13 protein-coding genes, 3 tRNA genes and 4 rRNA genes are annotated in these 19,905 nt (G+C 50.3%); 8 read left to right on the plus strand and 12 right to left on the minus strand.

All coding sequences use genetic code 11. From position 1 onward, the window contains the following. The first annotated feature begins 115 nt into the window (after nt 1-115). From IB196_RS02140 to rrf (IB196_RS02170), 7 genes are all read left to right on the plus strand, one after another. Nucleotides 116-1,657: ribosomal RNA gene (locus IB196_RS02140) — 16S ribosomal RNA — on the plus strand. 71 nt (nt 1,658-1,728) lie between these two features. Next, nucleotides 1,729-1,805, plus strand: a tRNA-Ile gene (locus tag IB196_RS02145). A 105-nt stretch (nt 1,806-1,910) separates the two neighbouring features. Next, nucleotides 1,911-1,986, plus strand: a tRNA-Ala gene (locus IB196_RS02150). Nucleotides 1,987-2,194: 208 nt separating this feature from the next. Further along, nucleotides 2,195-5,101: ribosomal RNA gene (locus tag IB196_RS02155) — 23S ribosomal RNA — on the plus strand. 94 nt (nt 5,102-5,195) lie between these two features. Then, a 5S ribosomal RNA gene (gene rrf / locus IB196_RS02160) occupies nt 5,196-5,311 on the plus strand. Nucleotides 5,312-5,325: 14 nt separating this feature from the next. Beyond that, nucleotides 5,326-5,401, plus strand: a tRNA-Thr gene (locus IB196_RS02165). Nucleotides 5,402-5,439: 38 nt separating this feature from the next. Then, nucleotides 5,440-5,555 (plus strand): 5S ribosomal RNA (gene rrf, locus IB196_RS02170). The 16S, 23S and 5S rRNA genes sit together here with 3 tRNA genes alongside, the layout of an rRNA operon. Nucleotides 5,556-5,643: 88 nt before the next feature. Here the strand turns inward: rrf (IB196_RS02170) and IB196_RS02175 are convergent. From IB196_RS02175 to IB196_RS02205, 7 genes are all read right to left on the minus strand, one after another. Further along, nucleotides 5,644-6,402: an amino acid ABC transporter ATP-binding protein gene (locus IB196_RS02175; protein WP_040234179.1), complete on the minus strand. Its 759-nt coding sequence runs from the start codon at nt 6,400-6,402 to the stop codon at nt 5,644-5,646. A 7-nt stretch (nt 6,403-6,409) separates the two neighbouring features. Next, a complete protein-coding gene (locus IB196_RS02180) occupies nt 6,410-7,513 on the minus strand; it encodes an amino acid ABC transporter permease (RefSeq protein ID WP_155021905.1) in 1,104 nt (367 codons plus the stop codon). 9 nt (nt 7,514-7,522) lie between these two features. Continuing rightward, nucleotides 7,523-8,704 carry an amino acid ABC transporter permease gene (locus IB196_RS02185; RefSeq protein WP_005121391.1) on the minus strand — a complete coding sequence of 394 codons (1,182 nt, stop codon included), beginning with the start codon at nt 8,702-8,704 and terminating at the stop codon, nt 7,523-7,525. 69 nt (nt 8,705-8,773) lie between these two features. Further along, nucleotides 8,774-9,799 carry an amino acid ABC transporter substrate-binding protein gene (locus IB196_RS02190; RefSeq protein WP_005121390.1) on the minus strand — a complete coding sequence of 342 codons (1,026 nt, stop codon included), beginning with the start codon at nt 9,797-9,799 and terminating at the stop codon, nt 8,774-8,776. A gap of 460 nt (nt 9,800-10,259) precedes the next feature. Further along, on the minus strand, nt 10,260-10,481 hold the full coding sequence (locus IB196_RS02195; protein WP_003025292.1) for a lipoprotein: 222 nt from the start codon (nt 10,479-10,481) through the stop codon (nt 10,260-10,262). Nucleotides 10,482-10,752: 271 nt separating this feature from the next. Then, nucleotides 10,753-13,866 carry an efflux RND transporter permease subunit gene (locus tag IB196_RS02200; RefSeq protein ID WP_040234177.1) on the minus strand — a complete coding sequence of 1,038 codons (3,114 nt, stop codon included), beginning with the start codon at nt 13,864-13,866 and terminating at the stop codon, nt 10,753-10,755. A gap of 11 nt (nt 13,867-13,877) precedes the next feature. Continuing rightward, a complete protein-coding gene (locus IB196_RS02205) occupies nt 13,878-15,038 on the minus strand; it encodes an efflux RND transporter periplasmic adaptor subunit (protein ID WP_121585126.1) in 1,161 nt (386 codons plus the stop codon). Between the two features lie 408 nt (nt 15,039-15,446). Here IB196_RS02205 and envR point away from each other — a divergent pair, with 408 nt between their 5' ends. Continuing rightward, nucleotides 15,447-16,103: an acrEF/envCD operon transcriptional regulator gene (gene envR, locus IB196_RS02210; RefSeq protein WP_040234175.1), complete on the plus strand. Its 657-nt coding sequence runs from the start codon at nt 15,447-15,449 to the stop codon at nt 16,101-16,103. 45 nt (nt 16,104-16,148) lie between these two features. On the opposite strand, the gene IB196_RS02215 is transcribed toward envR, so the two are convergent. The 5 genes from IB196_RS02215 to prmA form a co-directional block, all read right to left on the minus strand. Continuing rightward, the gene (locus IB196_RS02215) at nt 16,149-16,313 is read right to left on the minus strand and encodes a DUF2556 family protein (protein ID WP_003025279.1); all 165 of its coding nucleotides are present in this window, start codon (nt 16,311-16,313) and stop codon (nt 16,149-16,151) included. 82 nt (nt 16,314-16,395) lie between these two features. Then, entirely contained in the window at nt 16,396-17,280 is an 885-nt protein-coding gene (gene yhdJ / locus IB196_RS02220) for an adenine-specific DNA-methyltransferase (protein WP_005121383.1), read from the minus strand. 88 nt (nt 17,281-17,368) lie between these two features. Further along, on the minus strand, nt 17,369-17,665 hold the full coding sequence (gene fis / locus IB196_RS02225; RefSeq protein WP_000462905.1) for a DNA-binding transcriptional regulator Fis: 297 nt from the start codon (nt 17,663-17,665) through the stop codon (nt 17,369-17,371). Between the two features lie 25 nt (nt 17,666-17,690). Continuing rightward, nucleotides 17,691-18,656 (minus strand): tRNA dihydrouridine synthase DusB, encoded by a 966-nt coding sequence (gene dusB, locus IB196_RS02230; RefSeq protein WP_003025224.1) that lies wholly within the window; start codon nt 18,654-18,656, stop codon nt 17,691-17,693. A gap of 360 nt (nt 18,657-19,016) precedes the next feature. After that, a complete protein-coding gene (gene prmA / locus IB196_RS02235) occupies nt 19,017-19,898 on the minus strand; it encodes a 50S ribosomal protein L11 methyltransferase (protein ID WP_005121381.1) in 882 nt (293 codons plus the stop codon). Nucleotides 19,899-19,905 lie beyond the last annotated feature (7 nt).

The following is a 19,905-nucleotide window of genomic DNA, read 5'->3' on the forward strand; positions in this document are numbered from 1 at the left end:
TCTGTGTGGGCACTCGAAGATACGGATTCTTAACGTCGCAAGACGAAAAATGAATACCAAGTCTCTGAGTGAACACGTAATTCATTACGAAGTTTAATTCACGAGCATCAAACTTAAATTGAAGAGTTTGATCATGGCTCAGATTGAACGCTGGCGGCAGGCCTAACACATGCAAGTCGAACGGTAGCACAGAGGAGCTTGCTCCTTGGGTGACGAGTGGCGGACGGGTGAGTAATGTCTGGGAAACTGCCCGATGGAGGGGGATAACTACTGGAAACGGTAGCTAATACCGCATAACGTCGCAAGACCAAAGAGGGGGACCTTCGGGCCTCTTGCCATCGGATGTGCCCAGATGGGATTAGCTAGTAGGTGGGGTAACGGCTCACCTAGGCGACGATCCCTAGCTGGTCTGAGAGGATGACCAGCCACACTGGAACTGAGACACGGTCCAGACTCCTACGGGAGGCAGCAGTGGGGAATATTGCACAATGGGCGCAAGCCTGATGCAGCCATGCCGCGTGTATGAAGAAGGCCTTCGGGTTGTAAAGTACTTTCAGCGAGGAGGAAGGCGTTGTGGTTAATAACCGCAACGATTGACGTTACTCGCAGAAGAAGCACCGGCTAACTCCGTGCCAGCAGCCGCGGTAATACGGAGGGTGCAAGCGTTAATCGGAATTACTGGGCGTAAAGCGCACGCAGGCGGTCTGTCAAGTCGGATGTGAAATCCCCGGGCTCAACCTGGGAACTGCATCCGAAACTGGCAGGCTAGAGTCTTGTAGAGGGGGGTAGAATTCCAGGTGTAGCGGTGAAATGCGTAGAGATCTGGAGGAATACCGGTGGCGAAGGCGGCCCCCTGGACAAAGACTGACGCTCAGGTGCGAAAGCGTGGGGAGCAAACAGGATTAGATACCCTGGTAGTCCACGCCGTAAACGATGTCGACTTGGAGGTTGTGCCCTTGAGGCGTGGCTTCCGGAGCTAACGCGTTAAGTCGACCGCCTGGGGAGTACGGCCGCAAGGTTAAAACTCAAATGAATTGACGGGGGCCCGCACAAGCGGTGGAGCATGTGGTTTAATTCGATGCAACGCGAAGAACCTTACCTACTCTTGACATCCACGGAATTTAGCAGAGATGCTTTAGTGCCTTCGGGAACCGTGAGACAGGTGCTGCATGGCTGTCGTCAGCTCGTGTTGTGAAATGTTGGGTTAAGTCCCGCAACGAGCGCAACCCTTATCCTTTGTTGCCAGCGATTCGGTCGGGAACTCAAAGGAGACTGCCAGTGATAAACTGGAGGAAGGTGGGGATGACGTCAAGTCATCATGGCCCTTACGAGTAGGGCTACACACGTGCTACAATGGCATATACAAAGAGAAGCGACCTCGCGAGAGCAAGCGGACCTCATAAAGTATGTCGTAGTCCGGATTGGAGTCTGCAACTCGACTCCATGAAGTCGGAATCGCTAGTAATCGTGGATCAGAATGCCACGGTGAATACGTTCCCGGGCCTTGTACACACCGCCCGTCACACCATGGGAGTGGGTTGCAAAAGAAGTAGGTAGCTTAACCTTCGGGAGGGCGCTTACCACTTTGTGATTCATGACTGGGGTGAAGTCGTAACAAGGTAACCGTAGGGGAACCTGCGGTTGGATCACCTCCTTACCTTAAAGAAACGTTCTTTGTAGTGCTCACACAGATTGTCTGATGAAAATTAGCAGTAAGAAAATCTCTGCAGGCTTGTAGCTCAGGTGGTTAGAGCGCACCCCTGATAAGGGTGAGGTCGGTGGTTCAAGTCCACTCAGGCCTACCAAATTCTTTCTGATACCGCGTTGTGAAACGACTCGCATACTTCAGTATGCTTCGCCGCTCCACGCCTTGTCTCAGCAAGAATTAAGGTGAATGAGATAACTACGATGGGGCTATAGCTCAGCTGGGAGAGCGCCTGCTTTGCACGCAGGAGGTCTGCGGTTCGATCCCGCATAGCTCCACCATCTTTACTGCAACAATACAAGAAAACTTCAGAGTGTACCTGAAAAGGTTCACTGCGAAGTTTTGCTCTTTAAAAATCTGGATCAAGCTGAAAATTGAAACGACACACTGTTTCATTTCTCCGTAATAAGAAATGAAAAGCGGTGTGTTCGAGTCTCTCAAATTTTTGCAAGTCGATGATGAATCGAAAGAAACATCTTCGGGTTGTGAGGTTAAGCGACTAAGCGTACACGGTGGATGCCCTGGCAGTCAGAGGCGATGAAGGACGTGCTAATCTGCGATAAGCGTCGGTAAGGTGATATGAACCGTTATAACCGGCGATTTCCGAATGGGGAAACCCAGTGTGATTCGTCACACTATCATTACGTGAATACATAGCGTAATGAAGCGAACCGGGGGAACTGAAACATCTAAGTACCCCGAGGAAAAGAAATCAACCGAGATTCCCCCAGTAGCGGCGAGCGAACGGGGAGCAGCCCAGAGTCTGAATCAGCTTGTGTGTTAGTGGAACGGTCTGGAAAGTCCGACGGTACAGGGTGATAGTCCCGTACACCAAAATGCACAGGTTGTGAACTCGAAGAGTAGGGCGGGACACGTGGTATCCTGTCTGAATATGGGGGGACCATCCTCCAAGGCTAAATACTCCTGACTGACCGATAGTGAACCAGTACCGTGAGGGAAAGGCGAAAAGAACCCCGGCGAGGGGAGTGAAAAAGAACCTGAAACCGTGTACGTACAAGCAGTGGGAGCCTCTTAATGGGGTGACTGCGTACCTTTTGTATAATGGGTCAGCGACTTATATTCTGTAGCAAGGTTAACCGCATAGGGGAGCCGAAGGGAAACCGAGTCTTAACTGGGCGTTAAGTTGCAGGGTATAGACCCGAAACCCGGTGATCTAGCCATGGGCAGGTTGAAGGTTGGGTAACACTAACTGGAGGACCGAACCGACTAATGTTGAAAAATTAGCGGATGACTTGTGGCTGGGGGTGAAAGGCCAATCAAACCGGGAGATAGCTGGTTCTCCCCGAAAGCTATTTAGGTAGCGCCTCGTGAATTCATCTTCGGGGGTAGAGCACTGTTTCGGCTAGGGGGTCATCCCGACTTACCAACCCGATGCAAACTGCGAATACCGAAGAATGTTATCACGGGAGACACACGGCGGGTGCTAACGTCCGTCGTGAAGAGGGAAACAACCCAGACCGCCAGCTAAGGTCCCAAAGTCACAGTTAAGTGGGAAACGATGTGGGAAGGCACAGACAGCCAGGATGTTGGCTTAGAAGCAGCCATCATTTAAAGAAAGCGTAATAGCTCACTGGTCGAGTCGGCCTGCGCGGAAGATGTAACGGGGCTAAACTGTGCACCGAAGCTGCGGCAGCGACACTATGTGTTGTTGGGTAGGGGAGCGTTCTGTAAGCCGTTGAAGGTGTGTCGTGAGGCATGCTGGAGGTATCAGAAGTGCGAATGCTGACATAAGTAACGATAATGCGGGTGAAAAACCCGCACGCCGGAAGACCAAGGGTTCCTGTCCAACGTTAATCGGGGCAGGGTGAGTCGACCCCTAAGGCGAGGCCGAAAGGCGTAGTCGATGGGAAACAGGTTAATATTCCTGTACTTGGTGTTACTGCGAAGGGGGGACGGAGAAGGCTATGTTAGCCGGGCGACGGTTGTCCCGGTTTAAGCATGTAGGCGGAGGTTCCAGGTAAATCCGGTACCTTTTTAACGCTGAGGTGTGATGACGAGGCACTACGGTGCTGAAGTAACAAATGCCCTGCTTCCAGGAAAAGCCTCTAAGCATCAGGTAACACGAAATCGTACCCCAAACCGACACAGGTGGTCAGGTAGAGAATACCAAGGCGCTTGAGAGAACTCGGGTGAAGGAACTAGGCAAAATGGTGCCGTAACTTCGGGAGAAGGCACGCTGATATGTAGGTGAAGTGATTTACTCATGGAGCTGAAATCAGTCGAAGATACCAGCTGGCTGCAACTGTTTATTAAAAACACAGCACTGTGCAAACACGAAAGTGGACGTATACGGTGTGACGCCTGCCCGGTGCCGGAAGGTTAATTGATGGGGTTATCCGTAAGGAGAAGCTCTTGATCGAAGCCCCGGTAAACGGCGGCCGTAACTATAACGGTCCTAAGGTAGCGAAATTCCTTGTCGGGTAAGTTCCGACCTGCACGAATGGCGTAATGATGGCCAGGCTGTCTCCACCCGAGACTCAGTGAAATTGAACTCGCTGTGAAGATGCAGTGTACCCGCGGCAAGACGGAAAGACCCCGTGAACCTTTACTATAGCTTGACACTGAACACTGGTCCTTGATGTGTAGGATAGGTGGGAGGCTTTGAAGTGTGGACGCCAGTCTGCATGGAGCCAACCTTGAAATACCACCCTTTAATGGCTGGTGTTCTAACGTGGGCCCGTAATCCGGGTTGCGGACAGTGTCTGGTGGGTAGTTTGACTGGGGCGGTCTCCTCCTAAAGAGTAACGGAGGAGCACGAAGGTTAGCTAATCCTGGTCGGACATCAGGAGGTTAGTGCAAAGGCATAAGCTAGCTTGACTGCGAGAGTGACGGCTCGAGCAGGTGCGAAAGCAGGTCTTAGTGATCCGGTGGTTCTGAATGGAAGGGCCATCGCTCAACGGATAAAAGGTACTCCGGGGATAACAGGCTGATACCGCCCAAGAGTTCATATCGACGGCGGTGTTTGGCACCTCGATGTCGGCTCATCACATCCTGGGGCTGAAGTAGGTCCCAAGGGTATGGCTGTTCGCCATTTAAAGTGGTACGCGAGCTGGGTTTAGAACGTCGTGAGACAGTTCGGTCCCTATCTGCCGTGGGCGCTGGAGAATTGAGGGGGGCTGCTCCTAGTACGAGAGGACCGGAGTGGACGCATCACTGGTGTTCGGGTTGTCATGCCAATGGCATTGCCCGGTAGCTAAATGCGGAAGAGATAAGTGCTGAAAGCATCTAAGCACGAAACTTGCCCCGAGATGAGTTCTCCCTGAGACTGTAAGTCTCCTGAAGGAACGTTGAAGACGACGACGTTGATAGGTCGGGTGTGTAAGTGTAGCGATACATTGAGCTAACCGATACTAATGAACCGTGAGGCTTAACCTTACAACGCCGAAGATGTTTTGGCGGAATTGAGACGATTTTCAGCCTGATTACAGATGACATCGACATGCCAGGGCGTGTTGATAAACAGAATTTGCCTGGCGGCTGTAGCGCGGTGGTCCCACCTGACCCCATGCCGAACTCAGAAGTGAAACGCCGTAGCGCCGATGGTAGTGTGGGGTCTCCCCATGCGAGAGTAGGGAACTGCCAGGCATCAAATTTAGTGTGCTGATATGGCTCAGTTGGTAGAGCGCACCCTTGGTAAGGGTGAGGTCCCCAGTTCGACTCTGGGTATCAGCACCAGTTTTTCGGTTAAAGTTCGGCACTTAGAAAAGAATTTGTCTGGCGGCTGTAGCGCGGTGGTCCCACCTGACCCCATGCCGAACTCAGAAGTGAAACGCCGTAGCGCCGATGGTAGTGTGGGGTCTCCCCATGCGAGAGTAGGGAACTGCCAGACATCAAATAAGTGAAAAGGCCATCCGTCAGGATGGCCTTTTTGCGTTTATACGCGGAACAAAATCCGGAACTGTAGCCAGCCGATGTATTTAATGAATAACCTGCGACAAAAAGGCGCGTGTACGTTCAGATTTTGGATGCGCAAAAAACTCATCTGGCGGCGCCTGTTCAACAATCTCACCAAGATCCATAAAGATCACCCGGTCAGCCACCGTGCGGGCAAAGCCCATTTCATGGGTAACACACAGCATGGTCATGCCCGATTGCGCCAGACCTATCATGGTATCCAGTACTTCTTTTACCATTTCAGGATCTAACGCTGATGTGGGTTCATCAAACAACATGATTTTGGGTTTCATGCACAGCGAGCGTGCAATGGCCACGCGCTGTTGCTGCCCACCAGAGATTTGCCCGGGATATTTATGCGCATGTTCAGCAATGCGAACTCGCTCAAGGTAGTGCATTGCCAGAGCTTCCGCCTCTTTTTTCGGCATCTTTTGCACCCAGACAGGTGCCAGCGTGCAGTTCTGCAGGACCGTCAAATGGGGAAAGAGATTAAAGTGCTGAAAGACCATGCCAACTTCCTGTCTGACACGTTCGATATTGCGGATATCTTCGTTGAGCTCGATTCCATCCACGACAATACGCCCTTGCTGATGTTCTTCCAGATGGTTAATACAGCGGATAGTCGTCGATTTTCCGGAACCAGAAGGCCCGCACAATACGATACGCTCTCCCTGTTTTACCTGCAGGTTGATATTTTTCAGGACATGAAACTGCCCATACCATTTGTTGACGTTTTCCAGCGTAATCATCGCGTCAGTGGACGGCATTACTATTTGGCTCATAAATTCCTCAGTGCGGTGTACGCCCGGTGTTAAAACGTTTTTCCAGATGCTGGCTATAGCGCGACATGCTGAAACAGAAAACCCAGTAAATCAGTGCAGCGAAAACATATCCTTCTGTCGACATTCCCAGCCAGGCCGGGTCGACAGTTGCTTGCTGGACGCTGCTAAAGAGATCAAACAGGCCGATGATAATGACCAGGCTGGTATCCTTGAATAGCGCGATGATGGTATTGACCAGGCCTGGAATGACCAGCTTCAGCGCCTGGGGAAGAATAACCAACCCCTGCGTTTTCCAGTACCCGAGCGCCAGTGATTCAGCCGCTTCATATTGACCTTTTGGTAAGGCCTGTAATCCTCCGCGTACCACTTCAGCAACATAGGCTGACTGGAAAAGAATGACACCAACCAGTGCCCGAATAAGTTTGTCGATAGTTGTACCCTCCGACATAAATAGCGGGAGCATGACTGAGGACATAAACAGGACGGTTATAAGCGGTACTCCACGCCAGAATTCAATGAAAATGACCGATAAAACACGCACGATCGGCATATGAGAACGGCGGCCTAACGCCAGTAAAATGCCCCACGGAAGCGCACCTGCAATACCCACGGATGCGATGATAAGCGTCAGTGTTAATCCACCCCACTGGCGGGTTTCTACGCGCTCAAGCCCGAAAAAACCACCGTACATTAGCCACCAGACTGTAAGGGGATACACTACTGCCCAGATGGCGATATAGCGGCCACGGTGAGGGATGATTTTCAAGAACATCGGGATGATGGAAAGCAGACCAATAATCAGGGCCAGATTGACGCGCCAGCGCTGATCGTGGGGATAAAGTCCATACATGAATTGCCCAAAGCGTTCATGAATGAACACCCAGCAGGCTCCGGCTTTGGTACAGTCTGCTCGGGTCGAACCGACCCAGTTGGCCTGCAGGAATGCCCAGTTCAGCAGTGGCGGAAGAAATGACCAAATCAGCCATACGCATAACAGCGTGAGCAGACTATTTGACCAGCTGGAGAACAGGTTTTTACGCACCCAGAGTAGACTGCGGCTAGCCGGGTTGCTGCTCTGGCGCGCGGGGTGAGGCAGCAGTGCTTTTGTCATCATGGCTCTTTAGCGCTCAATCAGTGCAATACGGCGGTTATAAATATTCATCAGCAGAGAAATGCTCAGGCTGATGATCAGGTACACCGACATGGTGATGGCAATAGTTTCGATGGCCTGTCCTGTTTGATTGAGCACAGTACCGGCAAACAATGACACCATATCCGGGTAGCCAATGGCGGCCGCAAGTGAGGAGTTTTTGACGATGTTCAGATACTGGCTGGTTAATGGGGGAATGATGACGCGCAGCGCCTGCGGGATGATCACCTGGCGCAACGTTACCGGATTTGGCAGGCCCAGCGAACGTGCGGCTTCATGTTGCCCATAAGGAACAGCCTGAATTCCTGCCCGAATAATTTCTGCAATAAACGCTGAGGTATACACCGAAAGCGCCAGCGTCAGGGCAGCCAGTTCGGGAATAAGCACCATACCGCCCCGGAAGTTAAACCCGCGCAGTTCAGGGATATCCCAGTGCAGCGCCGCACCGAAAATCCAATGTGAAATCATCGGTAGAAACATGATTAGCACCAGGGCTGTTGGCCATGTTCGGCGTAACTGGCCTGTTTTGGTCTGGTGCATTTTGTTGAAGCGGAATAACCCAATGGTGATGATGACGGCAAGCACGATTGCGGCACAGAAGGTAATCAGACCTTCTCCCATCTGTGGTGCCGGAATGTAGAGCCCACGATTGCTCAGAAAGACCAGATCCAGGGCACTAACAGCCTGCCGCGGTCCGGGCAAATTCCGTAATACGGCAAAATACCAAAAGAAGATCTGCAGCAATGGCGGGATATTGCGGAACGTTTCGATGTAGATCGTAGAGAGCTTTCGTAGTAACCAGTTATCCGACAGCCGTGCCAGTCCGAGAAAAAAGCCGAGAAATGATGCGAAAACAATGCACAATGCGGAGACTAACAGTGTATTAAGCAGACCGACGATAAAGACGCGGCCATATGTATCGCCTTGCTCGTAATCAATCAGATGCTGGACGATACCAAATCCGGCACTGCGTTCGAGAAAAGAAAATCCCGAGGTAATACCGCGACTGCTCAGGTTATTAATAGTGTTATGGATGAGATAGACCGCAATGCTAACGACCGCAATCACAGCGAGTATTTGAAATAACCAGGCGCGGACCGCAGGGTTAGAAAAGGATAACGATCCTTTTACGGTTGAGCGGCGATGGGACATAAGAAAACCTCGGTAACTATGACTCTGGACTAAGCGCCGCGGAAGCGGCGCCCATTACATCACTACGCATTAGCGCACTGGTGGCGCATATTGAATGCCGCCGTTATTCCAGAGGTTGTTCTGTCCACGCTTGATCTTCAACGGGCTTTCCGATCCAACGTTACGTTCAAAGATCTCCGAGTAGTTACCTACCTGCTTGATAATGTTGTAAGCCCATTTGTTATCAAGTTTCAGATCCTTGCCATAGTCCCCCTCTTTACCTAACAGGTGCGCCATATCCGGTGTTGCAGGATTTGCCGCTTTTTCGTCAACATTTTTTGAGTTAACACCCATCTCTTCGGCGTTCAGCATAGCGAACAACGTCCAGCGAACAATCGAGAACCACTCATCGTCACCACGACGCACGACTGGCCCCAGTGGTTCTTTAGAAATAACTTCTGGCAGTACAATCCATTCTGCGGGGTTGCTCAGTTTGATCCGCAGGGCGTACAACTGAGACTGGTCGGAAGCAAGCGTATCGCAGCGCCCTGATTCCAGCGCTTTAGCGGACTCATCAGAACGATCAAAGGTGACAGGGGTATACTTCATGTTATTGGCTTTAAAGTAGTCGGCCACATTCAGTTCAGTATCTGTTCCTGCCTGAATACAAACCGTTGCGCCATCCAGTTCTTTAGCGCTCTTCAGGCCCGCTTTATTGTGGGTAAGAAAACCAATGCCGTCGTAATACGTTACGCCAGTGAAAGACATTCCCATTCCTGCATCACGAGAGGAGGTCCATGTGGTATTACGAGAGAGCATGTCGACTTCGCCAGATTGTAGTGCGGTAAAGCGTTCTTTGGCGGTGAGTGGGGTATATTTTACTTTGCTGTCATCACCAAATACGGCAGCGGCAACGCCACGACATACATCGACATCAATACCAGAGAATTTACCGCTTGCATCAGCGTAAGAAAAACCAGGCAGGCCATCACTGATACCACACTGCACAAACCCCTTTTTCTTTACGGCATCGAGAGTTGCGCCGGCATGTGCCTGATTTGCAACCGCAAGCAGCACGCCGGCCGTAGCCAGGCTGGCTATTATCATCTTTTTCATAGAGCATCCTGTGTGGAGGAATTATTGTTATGGAAACGTTCTGAAAACGTCTTTTTCCTGTCTGTGGCTATGGCCATACTCTTCTAAGCAAAGGTAGTGCCAGGTTTTTGCGCACGATTATTCGACGCAATATGCAGAGTGTAGACAGGAAAAAATAAATGCAGCGCCCTGAAGTGGTGCAAAATTGAAACGTAAGCCACATTTTGGCGCAAAAAATTTAAAAATCAGACAGGACGCATGATAACGATTTCGGACGTTAATATTGATAGCGTGAGAGTAATGGAAAGAAAATGTGGTGTTACGAAGATCAGAAAAAATGCTAATTTCAAATCGTGGATATGTGAGGGAAATCTATAATAATTTTATTATACGTTGAGTGCTATATTCCAACTTTTTGTCTTATATGAAAATTTAAATTTTATTGCAAAAAGCGCGGTAATCACCGCGCTTTTAAGAAGATTTATTTGGTCAGGGCGACTATCCCAAGCGTCAGCCCGGCAACGGCTGCTGCGCCACCGGCGATGGCACCGGCAGTTTCCCAGTTATCCTGCGTAGTGCCTTTCATACAGGTATTGGTATGAACCAGGCGCCCCTGATCGTCGTATACAGGTACGCAAGGAGAATCGTGTGCGCAGCCGGCCAGAAATGCGGTTAGCAATGCAACGGATATTAATCTTTTCATGGTGTTACCTCAAAAATAAGCGTTTCGCTAATTGAGCAAAGACAAACGCTAAGCCATCTGCGAACCCGGCAATTATTTTACCACCGCTTAAAAAAAGACTGACATGAGGAATAATCTCAATTCATGTGGATTGTAAAAATAATGGATAAAAAGAAAGGCGGCGAGCGAGCATCCAGGAAGGATTAAAAAGAAATAAATGGCTATCTTATTAATAAATAAAGAGGGGCATCATCGGTGAAAAAGGCGTCCGAAGACGCCTTTATTTTACAAATTAATCATTGTGCCGACTAAAACGCCGTCTGACGACAACAAAGAAGACGGGGACAAAGAAGATAGCCAACAATGTTGCGGTCAGCATTCCCCCCATTACGCCTGTGCCGACAGCGTTTTGCGCCCCGCTACCCGCACCGTGGCTGATAACCAGTGGCATAACCCCCAGAATAAATGCCAGGGATGTCATCAGAATAGGGCGAAGACGCATGCGCGATGCCTCCAGAGTGGCTTCGATCAACCCTTTGCCCTCTTTATCCATCAGGTCTTTGGCAAACTCAACGATCAGGATGGCGTTTTTAGCCGAGAGTCCAATAGTGGTTAGCAGACCCACCTGGAAGTAGACGTCGTTATTCATCCCACGCAGCGATGCAGCTAACAACGCACCAACCACACCGAGCGGTACAACCAGCATAACCGAGAAGGGAATCGACCAGCTTTCATATAATGCAGCAAGGCAAAGAAAGACAACGATTAGCGAGATGGCATACAGCGCAGGCGCCTGGTTACCTGACAGTCGTTCCTGATAGGACATACCCGTCCAGTCATGACCAATGCCGTTTGGCAGTTTTTCCGCCAGGCTTTCCATCAGCGCCATCGCTTCACCGGTACTTCGACCCGGCGCGGCTTCCCCCAGTATTTCCATGGATGGCATACCGTTGTAACGCTCCAGGCGGGGTGAACCATAGATCCAATGCGATGCGCTGAACGCAGAGAACGGAACCATCTCACCATTGGCACTGCGGATATACAGATTACTGATGTCCGTTGGCAGCATGCGGAATTTAGCATCCGCCTGAACGTACACTTTCTTCACCCGGCCGCGGTCAATAAAGTCATTGACGTAATAGCCGCCCAACGATGCAGAGATCGTCTCGTTAATGTCCGACAGCGAAATGCCCAGCGCTTGCGCTTTCTCCTGATCGACGTCCAGTTTGAACTGGGGAGTATCTTCCAGGCCGTTCGGACGCACGCGGACTAACAAGTCTGGGTGTTTAGCCACCATACCCAGCAGTTGGTTACGTGCTTGCGTTAACGCCGTATGTCCCAGACCACCCTGATCGATCAGCTCGAAGTCGAAGCCGGTTGCGGTACCCAGCTCAACAATAGCCGGCATGTTGAAGGGGAAGACCAGTCCATCGCGGATCTGGCTGAAGGCGCGAGTGGCGCGCGCAATGACCGCTTCGGCGCTGTTTTCCTCTCCGCTACGCTCATTCCAGGGCTTGAGGCTGACGAACGCCAGACCGGAGTTTTGCCCCTGACCGCTGAAGCTAAAGCCGTTAACCGTGAAGACGCTTGCGACGTTAGCTTTCTCATTGTTCAGATAATACTGGGTGACCTGATCCAGCACTTTCTGGGTGCGCTCTTGTGTTGCCCCCGCCGGGAGCTGGATCATGGTCATAAATACGCCCTGATCTTCTTCCGGCAGGAAGGAGGTCGGCAGACGCATAAACAGCACCGCCATGCCGATCACGATGATCAGGTAGACAACCAGGTAACGCCCGGTTTTACGCACAATACCGCTGACGCTATTGGTGTAGTGATTGACGCTGTGATCAAATTTGGCATTAAACCAGCCAAAGAAACCGCTTTTTTTCTCGTGATGCTCGGCTGATAACGGCTTCAGCAGCGTTGCGCAAAGTGCGGGAGTCAGGATCAGTGCGACCAGTACAGAAAGCGCCATGGCGGAGACGATGGTGATGGAGAACTGCCGGTAGATAGCCCCGGTTGATCCGCCAAAGAAGGCCATCGGGATAAAGACCGCAGACAGCACCATGGCGATACCGACCAACGCTCCCTGAATTTGTGACATAGATTTTTCCGTCGCCTCTTTAGGCGGCAGATTATCTTCCATCATCACACGTTCGACGTTTTCCACCACCACTATCGCATCATCGACCAATAGACCAATGGCGAGCACCATCCCGAACATCGTCAGGGTGTTTATCGAGTAGCCAAACGCGGCAAGTACGGCAAATGTACCCAACAACACGACGGGTACCGCGATAGTTGGAATGAGTGTTGCCCGGATGTTCTGCAGGAACAAATACATGACCAGGAACACCAGTACGATCGCCTCAAACAGCGTTTTCACCACTTCATGAATGGAGATGGTCACAAACGGCGTGGTGTCGTACGGATAGACTACCTTCATTCCCTGCGGGAAGAACGGTTGCAGCTCAACCAGCTTGGCTTTGATGGCGTTAGCGGTATCCAGCGCGTTTGCCCCGGTTGCCAGCTTAATACCGAGGCCAGATGCAGGCTTACCGTTAATACGCGCCACGACGTTGTAGTTCTCACCACCCAACTCGATCCGCGCAACATCCTTCAGGTGAACAACCGAACCATCGCTGTTCACACGTAAAGTGACTTTGCCGAACTCTTCAGGATCTTTCAGTCGCGTTTGCGCAATGATAGAAGCGTTAAGCTGCTGGTTAGGTAATGCAGGCGTCCCCCCTAACTGACCCGCGGCAATTTGATCGTTCTGGACTTTCAACTGATTGATCACATCAACCGGCGTAAGCTGGTACTTGTTCAACAAGTTCGCATCCAGCCAAATACGCATAGCGTACTGCGCGCCAAACAGTTGCACGTCACCCACGCCATTAAGACGGCTGATTGAGTCTTTAACGTTTGAGGCGACGTAGTCGGAAATGTCATCCTGCGTGGTTTGCGGGTTATCAGAAACAAACCCCGCGACCATTAAAAAGCTGCTGCTGGATTTCTCAACGCCGATCCCCTGCTGCTGGACTTCCTGCGGCAGTAACGGCGTGGCGAGTTGCAGTTTGTTTTGCACCTGAACCTGGGCGATATCGGGGTCGGTACCAGACTGGAAGGTCAGCGTGATGGTCACACTCCCGGCGGAGTCGCTGGTGGAGGACATATACATCAGGTTATCGATACCGTTCATATTCTGTTCGATAACCTGCGTAACAGTGTCCTGTACCGTCTGCGCATCCGCACCTGGATAGGTGGCGGTAATGGCAACCGCAGGGGGAGCAATGGTCGGGTACTGTGCCACAGGGAGTTGCATGATTGCCAGAGCCCCCGCCATCATCAGAATGATGGCCAGTACCCAGGCAAAAATAGGACGCCTGATAAAAAAGTTAGCCATGTCCGGTTACCTTATTGGGCTTTCGTGGCTGGGGTTTCGGTATCGGCGGTTGCTTTAACCTGAACGCCAGGGCGTGCTTTCTGTAAGCCGCTCACGATAACTTTGTCTCCCGGTTGCAGGCCTTTGCTGATGAGCCACTTGTCGCCAATGGCTTGTGCGGCAACGACGGCGCGAGACTCAACCTGACTCTTGTCGTTAACGATCATCACGGTGGCATCGCCGCGAGGCGTACGCGTTACTCCCTGTTGCGGAACAAGAATGGCATTCGGCTGGACGCCTTCATCAATGCGCGCGCGCACAAACATGCCCGGTAGCAGCGTGTGCTGCGGGTTAGGGAATACGGCCCTGAGGGTGATCGAACCGGTGCTTTCATCAACCGTCACGTCAGAAAATTGCAAAGAGCCTTTCAGCGGGTACGACTGGCCATTTTCCATCACCAGTTCGACGGTACTGCTGGCATCGTCTTTATGCAGGCTCCCTTGCTCAACTGATTGCTTGAGGCGCATAAAGTCGTTGCTGGACTGCGTGACATCGACATAAATAGGATCAAGTTGCTGAACGGTGGCTAACTCTGTTGCCTGACCATTCGTGACTAATGCGCCTTCGGTGACGTTAGATTTACCGATCCGTCCGCTAATGGGCGATGTCACTTTGGTGTAGGCCAGGTTAATACGTGCGCTTTCGACCGCGGCTTTTGCTGCTATTACGGATGCATCGGCCTGGCGGGCATCAGCAATGGCCTGATCGTACTCTTGCTGGCTGATGTACTTAGTGCCAACCAGCGGAACATAACGTTTTACCGTTAAATGCGTAATTGCAGCAGCCGCTTCACTCTTCGCCAGCTCACCTTTGGCGCTGTCATAGTCTGCCTGGTAGGTTGCGGGATCGATCTGATAAAGCGATTGACCTGCTTCAACATCACTCCCTTCGGTGAAATTCCGTTTAAGTACAATCCCGCTGACCTGAGGACGGACTTCAGCAATACGGAATGAGGTTGTTCGTCCCGGTAATTCAGTCGTCACGGCTAAAGGGGCCGACTCAACGACATGGACAGTAACCTGTGGCTCGGCAGGATGAGCTTGTGTATCCCCCTGATCGTTACAACCGGCGAGTAATGCAGCGGAGATGATGATGAATGAGGGCAGGAGTGAGAACCTGGCATTTTTCGTCATTACGATTCCTTAAAAAACCGAAAGCTCGTTATTTACCGGGTGAGGCAAGGGAGATAACGTGCACAAAAATAATAGTTGGCTATCCTACAAATTATTAGCTTGCGATGTAAGCAATACTTATTTACGGGGACGATGCACGGCACATAAAAACAAAAAAGAGTAATCAAGTACTGATTTATTATGTTGTTAATCGCAATGTTATGATGCGTATAAATACATATTGAAATGATTATATAATTGGTGAATGGATTGATGTTTTTTATTCGTTTTGATTATTTGTGTGTAATCCACGCAATGAAATAGTTTAGAACTCGTTTAAATAATTGCCCGGTGGTACATTTATTCCGTATAGTAAATATTAAATAAGAAAGTTAATCATTATCTACTCTGCCTCAGGCATTCGAAACTATGGTCAGAAAAACGAAAGCCGATGCCCTCAAAACGCGTCAGCTCCTGATTGAAACAGCGATTGTACAGTTCGCCGCGCGTGGTGTGAGTAATACGACGCTCAACGACATCGCGGATGCGGCCAATGTTACGCGGGGAGCGCTCTATTGGCATTTCGAAAATAAAACGCAGCTTTTTAATGAGCTTTGGTTACAGCAGCCGCCCTTGCGCGATCTTATTCAAGAGCGGCTTGTGGGCCGTTGGGGAGATAACCCATTACAGCGGCTACAAGAAAGATTAGTTGTGGGTTTGCAATATATTGCTGAGAATCCTCGACAGCAGGCATTAATGCAGATTTTATATCATAAATGTGAATTCCATAATGATATGATATCGGAACAGGCTATTCGTGAAAAAATTGGTATCAACCATCTTGGTATGCGTATTGCCTTGCAGAAATGTATGGACGACGGGCTTATCGCCACCGGTCTTGATTTAGACATTATAATAATTATTCTTCATGGCAGTTTTAGTGGCATCGTTAAAAACTGGCTCATTAATCCAATGAGTTATGATCTTTATAAACAAGCGCCAGTATTAGTTGATAATGTATTAAAAATGTTAAGCCCAGATGGTATCGTAAGGCAATTAACGCAGAGTGAGAGTCAGGTAGGGTAGTTTTAGCCGCCAGGCCTGACGGCTGCTGAAGCGGGGTTGGTGGCGCTATTCGAGATCGACGCAGTTGACCAGCTTAAGGGGATTCACCGAGTTCATATTCCGACACTTGTCGTGCTCTGTCGTCATCAGCTCTATCCACTGAATAAGTAGCGCATCAAAAAGAAAAACGAAAACCGCAAAAACAACCAGCCACCAATACTTGCGAATCATTACCAAATCCTGTGTATTCATGCCCAAGCGTGCAGGGAATATACACGAAATCTAAAAGCTGAAAAGCAGACTTACAATGCTTTTACTTTGCTGAAATTCCACCGCTCTTTTCTGGTAATCGACTCTTTTTAGACAGATTTTTGGTCTTACGCTTTTTCACCTTTGCAAGTTCAATCTCTGAAAAATGAGAACCAATACTCAATCTTCTGAGCCCCATTTTTACGTATTCGGCATTGATTTCAATCCCGACAAACTTGCGACCTAATTCCACGGCAGTGGCACCGGTTGTGAAGCTACCGGCAAACGGATCCAGCACTTTGTCATCTGGGTTGGAGGAAGCCAGAATGATGCGCTCCAGCAGGGCTTTGGGTTTCTGCGTGGGGTGGTTTTCGTATTCGTCCATCAGATAGCGAACGCGGGGAAACTCCCAGACATTGCCAGGCACTTTTTTCTGATTGTATGGCTGGGGTGGGTTCTTTCTGTAGTCTATCAGCGCGCGTTGAGCGCCCGTTTTGGCTTCCACCAGAATATCATCGCGATTAAACGTATAGTTTTTCTGATCTTTTACCATCATCAGGATCGGTTCATACATCGAACCAAAGTACTTTTTGGCCTGTACCCCTGAGCTATCATAGGCCCACACAATACGGCTTTTGATGGTAAAAAGCTGGCGGCATTTGAGGTCGATGTACGGCATGTTCTCCGTACTGTTCATGATGTACATGGTGCCGTGTGGTTTGAGAATCCGATGACACTCGTCAATGCATTCAAACAGCCATGCCAAAAAGCTCTCTTCATCCCAGGATTCCACCATCCCGTCAAAGTTTTTACCGATATTATAAGGTGGGTCGGCAAAAACGAGCTCGACGCTTTCAGACGGCAGCTTTTTCAGTTCGGTCAGCGCATCACCCAGGATTATCTTTTTAGATTCATCGCCAAAATAGACAGGTTCACATCTCGCGTTCATCGCCAAAGCCTCCCGTATGACGTCAATAAAAAAGGCGCTTCCCCATGCCGAGTAGCGCCTTTTAAAACAAACATTTAACTGATTAGTATCAGTTCATGCCGTATTTTTTCAGTTTTTTACGCAGCGTACCACGGTTGATGCCCATCATCAGGGCAGCACGGGTCTGGTTACCGCGGGTGTATTGCATCACCATGTCCAACAGGGGCTGTTCTACTTCAGCCAGTACCAGCTCATAGAGATCGTTAACATCCTGACCATTCAATTGAGCAAAATAGTTCTTCAGTGCCTGTTTAACCGAGTCACGCAGGGGTTTTTGAGTTACCTGATCCTGAGAGTTAACGGTAGAAACGGTCAGTACGTCAGAATTTACGCGTTGTTCGAACATAGTTCTGTCAGCTCTTTATTTCTGTTTACGCAAAATTTTCGAAGTATGCCTCCAACGCCGCCAGCTGTTCGCTGGAATCTTCAATGGCGTTGAATGTGCGCCGAAACTGGTCATCCGGAGCGTGTTCCTGGAGATACCAGGATACGTGTTTACGCGCAATTCGGTACCCTTTTGCCTGACCATAAAAGTCGTGCAGTTCCCGAACATGCGCACAAAGCAAGCGCTTCACCTCTGCCAGAGGCAGCGGGGGCAGCAGCTCCCCAGTGTCCAGATAATGCTGGATTTCCCGAAAGATCCAGGGTCTTCCCTGAGCTGCACGTCCTATCATCAGGGCATCCGCCCCCGTATAGTCGAGTACAGCTCTGGCTTTATGCGGGTCAGTAATGTCGCCATTCGCGATAATCGGAATGGAAACTTTCTGCTTAACTGCCCGAATACTGTCGTACTCAGCATCTCCATTGAACAAACAGGCGCGGGTGCGTCCATGAATGGTCAGAGCCTGAATGCCACAGTCTTCAGCCAGTTGGGCAATCTCTACGCAGTTACGGTGTTCCGGAGCCCAGCCGGTGCGAATCTTGAGTGTGACAGGAACGTCCACTGCATTGACGACCTCGGTTAGTATCGATTTCACTAAATCCGGGTACTGCAAGAGGGCTGAACCTGCGAGCTTACGATTCACTTTTTTAGCCGGACACCCCATATTGATATCAATAATCTGGGCGCCGCTTTCCACGTTAATACGTGCGGCATCAGCCATCTCAACAGGGTCGCTACCGGCAATTTGCACCGTGCGAATTCCTGGCTCATCAACGTGCACCATACGTAAACGAGATTTGTCGCTTTCCCAAACCTGCGGGTTAGAAGACATCATCTCGGATACCGTCAATCCTGCTCCCATCTCATAGCACAGCGTCCTGAATGGTCTGTCAGTGATGCCAGCCATAGGTGCTGCGATCAGGCGATTTCTGAGCTGGTATTGTCCGATGCGCATGAGTTAAGAAATGACCATACTGTGACTGCAAGGCGGCGTATATTACGCATTTTTTGCATGAGATGAAAGGCCAAACTTTGACCAATCCACTGAGGTGGATCAATGAATTGCTGACTAAGTACACAGTTTCAAATTAAAAGCTTTAATAATCATTATGATACGTGGTTGCGCTGATTTATCATCTGTTTATAAATTCCGAAAACTTCTCTTTTTTTATTGCGCTCAGGCTCAGGACATCAGGATAAAAAGCTGTTTTTGTGAACAAATAGTGACTTTGTAATGCGATCTCGCTCTCATTTCCGCAAATCATTTTGCGAAAACGAAAGCGATTATGGGGCTAGCGATAGTAACGAGTGAAGATTATTTTTTCTGACCGGTAATACGACACCACTCTTCTTTTTCGATGACCGGATCGAGCGTAAAGAGATCGGCATAGGCTTCGCAGACACTGTCAGCCTGGCTGGCAAGAATGCCTGAAAGCCCCAGTAAACCTCCCTCAACGGGCAGTACGCTGATTAACGGCGCCAGTTCACGTAATGGGCCCGCGAGGATGTTGGCGACCACTACGTCGGCTTTCATCGCTTCTGGCTGGTCTTTCGGCAGATAAAGCTCCAGACGCTCAGAAACGCCATTACGCTGGGCGTTATCACGGCTGGCCTGAATCGCTTGTGGATCGATATCCACGCCGATGGCTTTCGCTGCGCCCAGTTTCAGTGCCGCAATGGCCAGAATGCCGGAGCCGCAGCCAAAGTCGATAACCGTTTTGCCGTTAAGATCGAGACCATCCAGCCATTGCAGGCACAGAGAGGTGGTGGGGTGAGTGCCGGTACCAAACGCCAGACCCGGGTCCAGCATCACGTTGACGGCATTCTCATCCGGGACATCGCGCCAGCTCGGGCAAATCCACAGGCGTTCGCCAAAGCGCATCGGATGGAAGTTATCCATCCATTCGCGTTCCCAGTCTTTATCTTCAAGCTGTTCGATTTTATGCGTGAAGCCTTCACCCAGCAGCGGATGCTGCTCCAGAATGGCAACGACTTCTTTCATGTCGGTTTCTGCGTCGAACAAGCCGATAACATCGGTATCGCCCCACAGGCGAGTCTCGCCCGGCAGAGGCTCGAACACCGGCGTATCATGCGTATCCTGGAAAGTGATGGAAACGGAGCCCGCTTCCATCAACGCATCGCTTAACTCTTCAGCGTTGGCACCGGTCGTGTTCAGTTTTAGTTGGATCCATGGCATGGCAAAA

Source organism: Citrobacter sp. C6_1 (assembly GCF_014596835.2).
In the GTDB taxonomy this organism is placed as follows: domain Bacteria; phylum Pseudomonadota; class Gammaproteobacteria; order Enterobacterales; family Enterobacteriaceae; genus Citrobacter; species Citrobacter pasteurii.

Excerpts from the sequence above, each read along its gene's own strand:
- fis (WP_000462905.1), bottom strand. The coding sequence starts at position 17,665 with ATGTTCGAACAACGCGTAAATTCTGACGTACTGACCGTTTCTACCGTT.
- IB196_RS02175 (WP_040234179.1), bottom strand. The coding sequence starts at position 6,402 with ATGAGCCAAATAGTAATGCCGTCCACTGACGCGATGATTACGCTGGAA.
- IB196_RS02215 (WP_003025279.1), bottom strand. The coding sequence starts at position 16,313 with ATGATTCGCAAGTATTGGTGGCTGGTTGTTTTTGCGGTTTTCGTTTTT.
- IB196_RS02185 (WP_005121391.1), bottom strand. The coding sequence starts at position 8,704 with ATGTCCCATCGCCGCTCAACCGTAAAAGGATCGTTATCCTTTTCTAAC.
- IB196_RS02195 (WP_003025292.1), bottom strand. The coding sequence starts at position 10,481 with ATGAAAAGATTAATATCCGTTGCATTGCTAACCGCATTTCTGGCCGGC.
- IB196_RS02190 (WP_005121390.1), bottom strand. The coding sequence starts at position 9,799 with ATGAAAAAGATGATAATAGCCAGCCTGGCTACGGCCGGCGTGCTGCTT.
- IB196_RS02205 (WP_121585126.1), bottom strand. The coding sequence starts at position 15,038 with ATGACGAAAAATGCCAGGTTCTCACTCCTGCCCTCATTCATCATCATC.
- prmA (WP_005121381.1), bottom strand. The coding sequence starts at position 19,898 with ATGCCATGGATCCAACTAAAACTGAACACGACCGGTGCCAACGCTGAA.
- dusB (WP_003025224.1), bottom strand. The coding sequence starts at position 18,656 with ATGCGCATCGGACAATACCAGCTCAGAAATCGCCTGATCGCAGCACCT.
- IB196_RS02200 (WP_040234177.1), bottom strand. The coding sequence starts at position 13,866 with ATGGCTAACTTTTTTATCAGGCGTCCTATTTTTGCCTGGGTACTGGCC.
- envR (WP_040234175.1), top strand. The coding sequence starts at position 15,447 with ATGGTCAGAAAAACGAAAGCCGATGCCCTCAAAACGCGTCAGCTCCTG.
- IB196_RS02180 (WP_155021905.1), bottom strand. The coding sequence starts at position 7,513 with ATGACAAAAGCACTGCTGCCTCACCCCGCGCGCCAGAGCAGCAACCCG.
- yhdJ (WP_005121383.1), bottom strand. The coding sequence starts at position 17,280 with ATGAACGCGAGATGTGAACCTGTCTATTTTGGCGATGAATCTAAAAAG.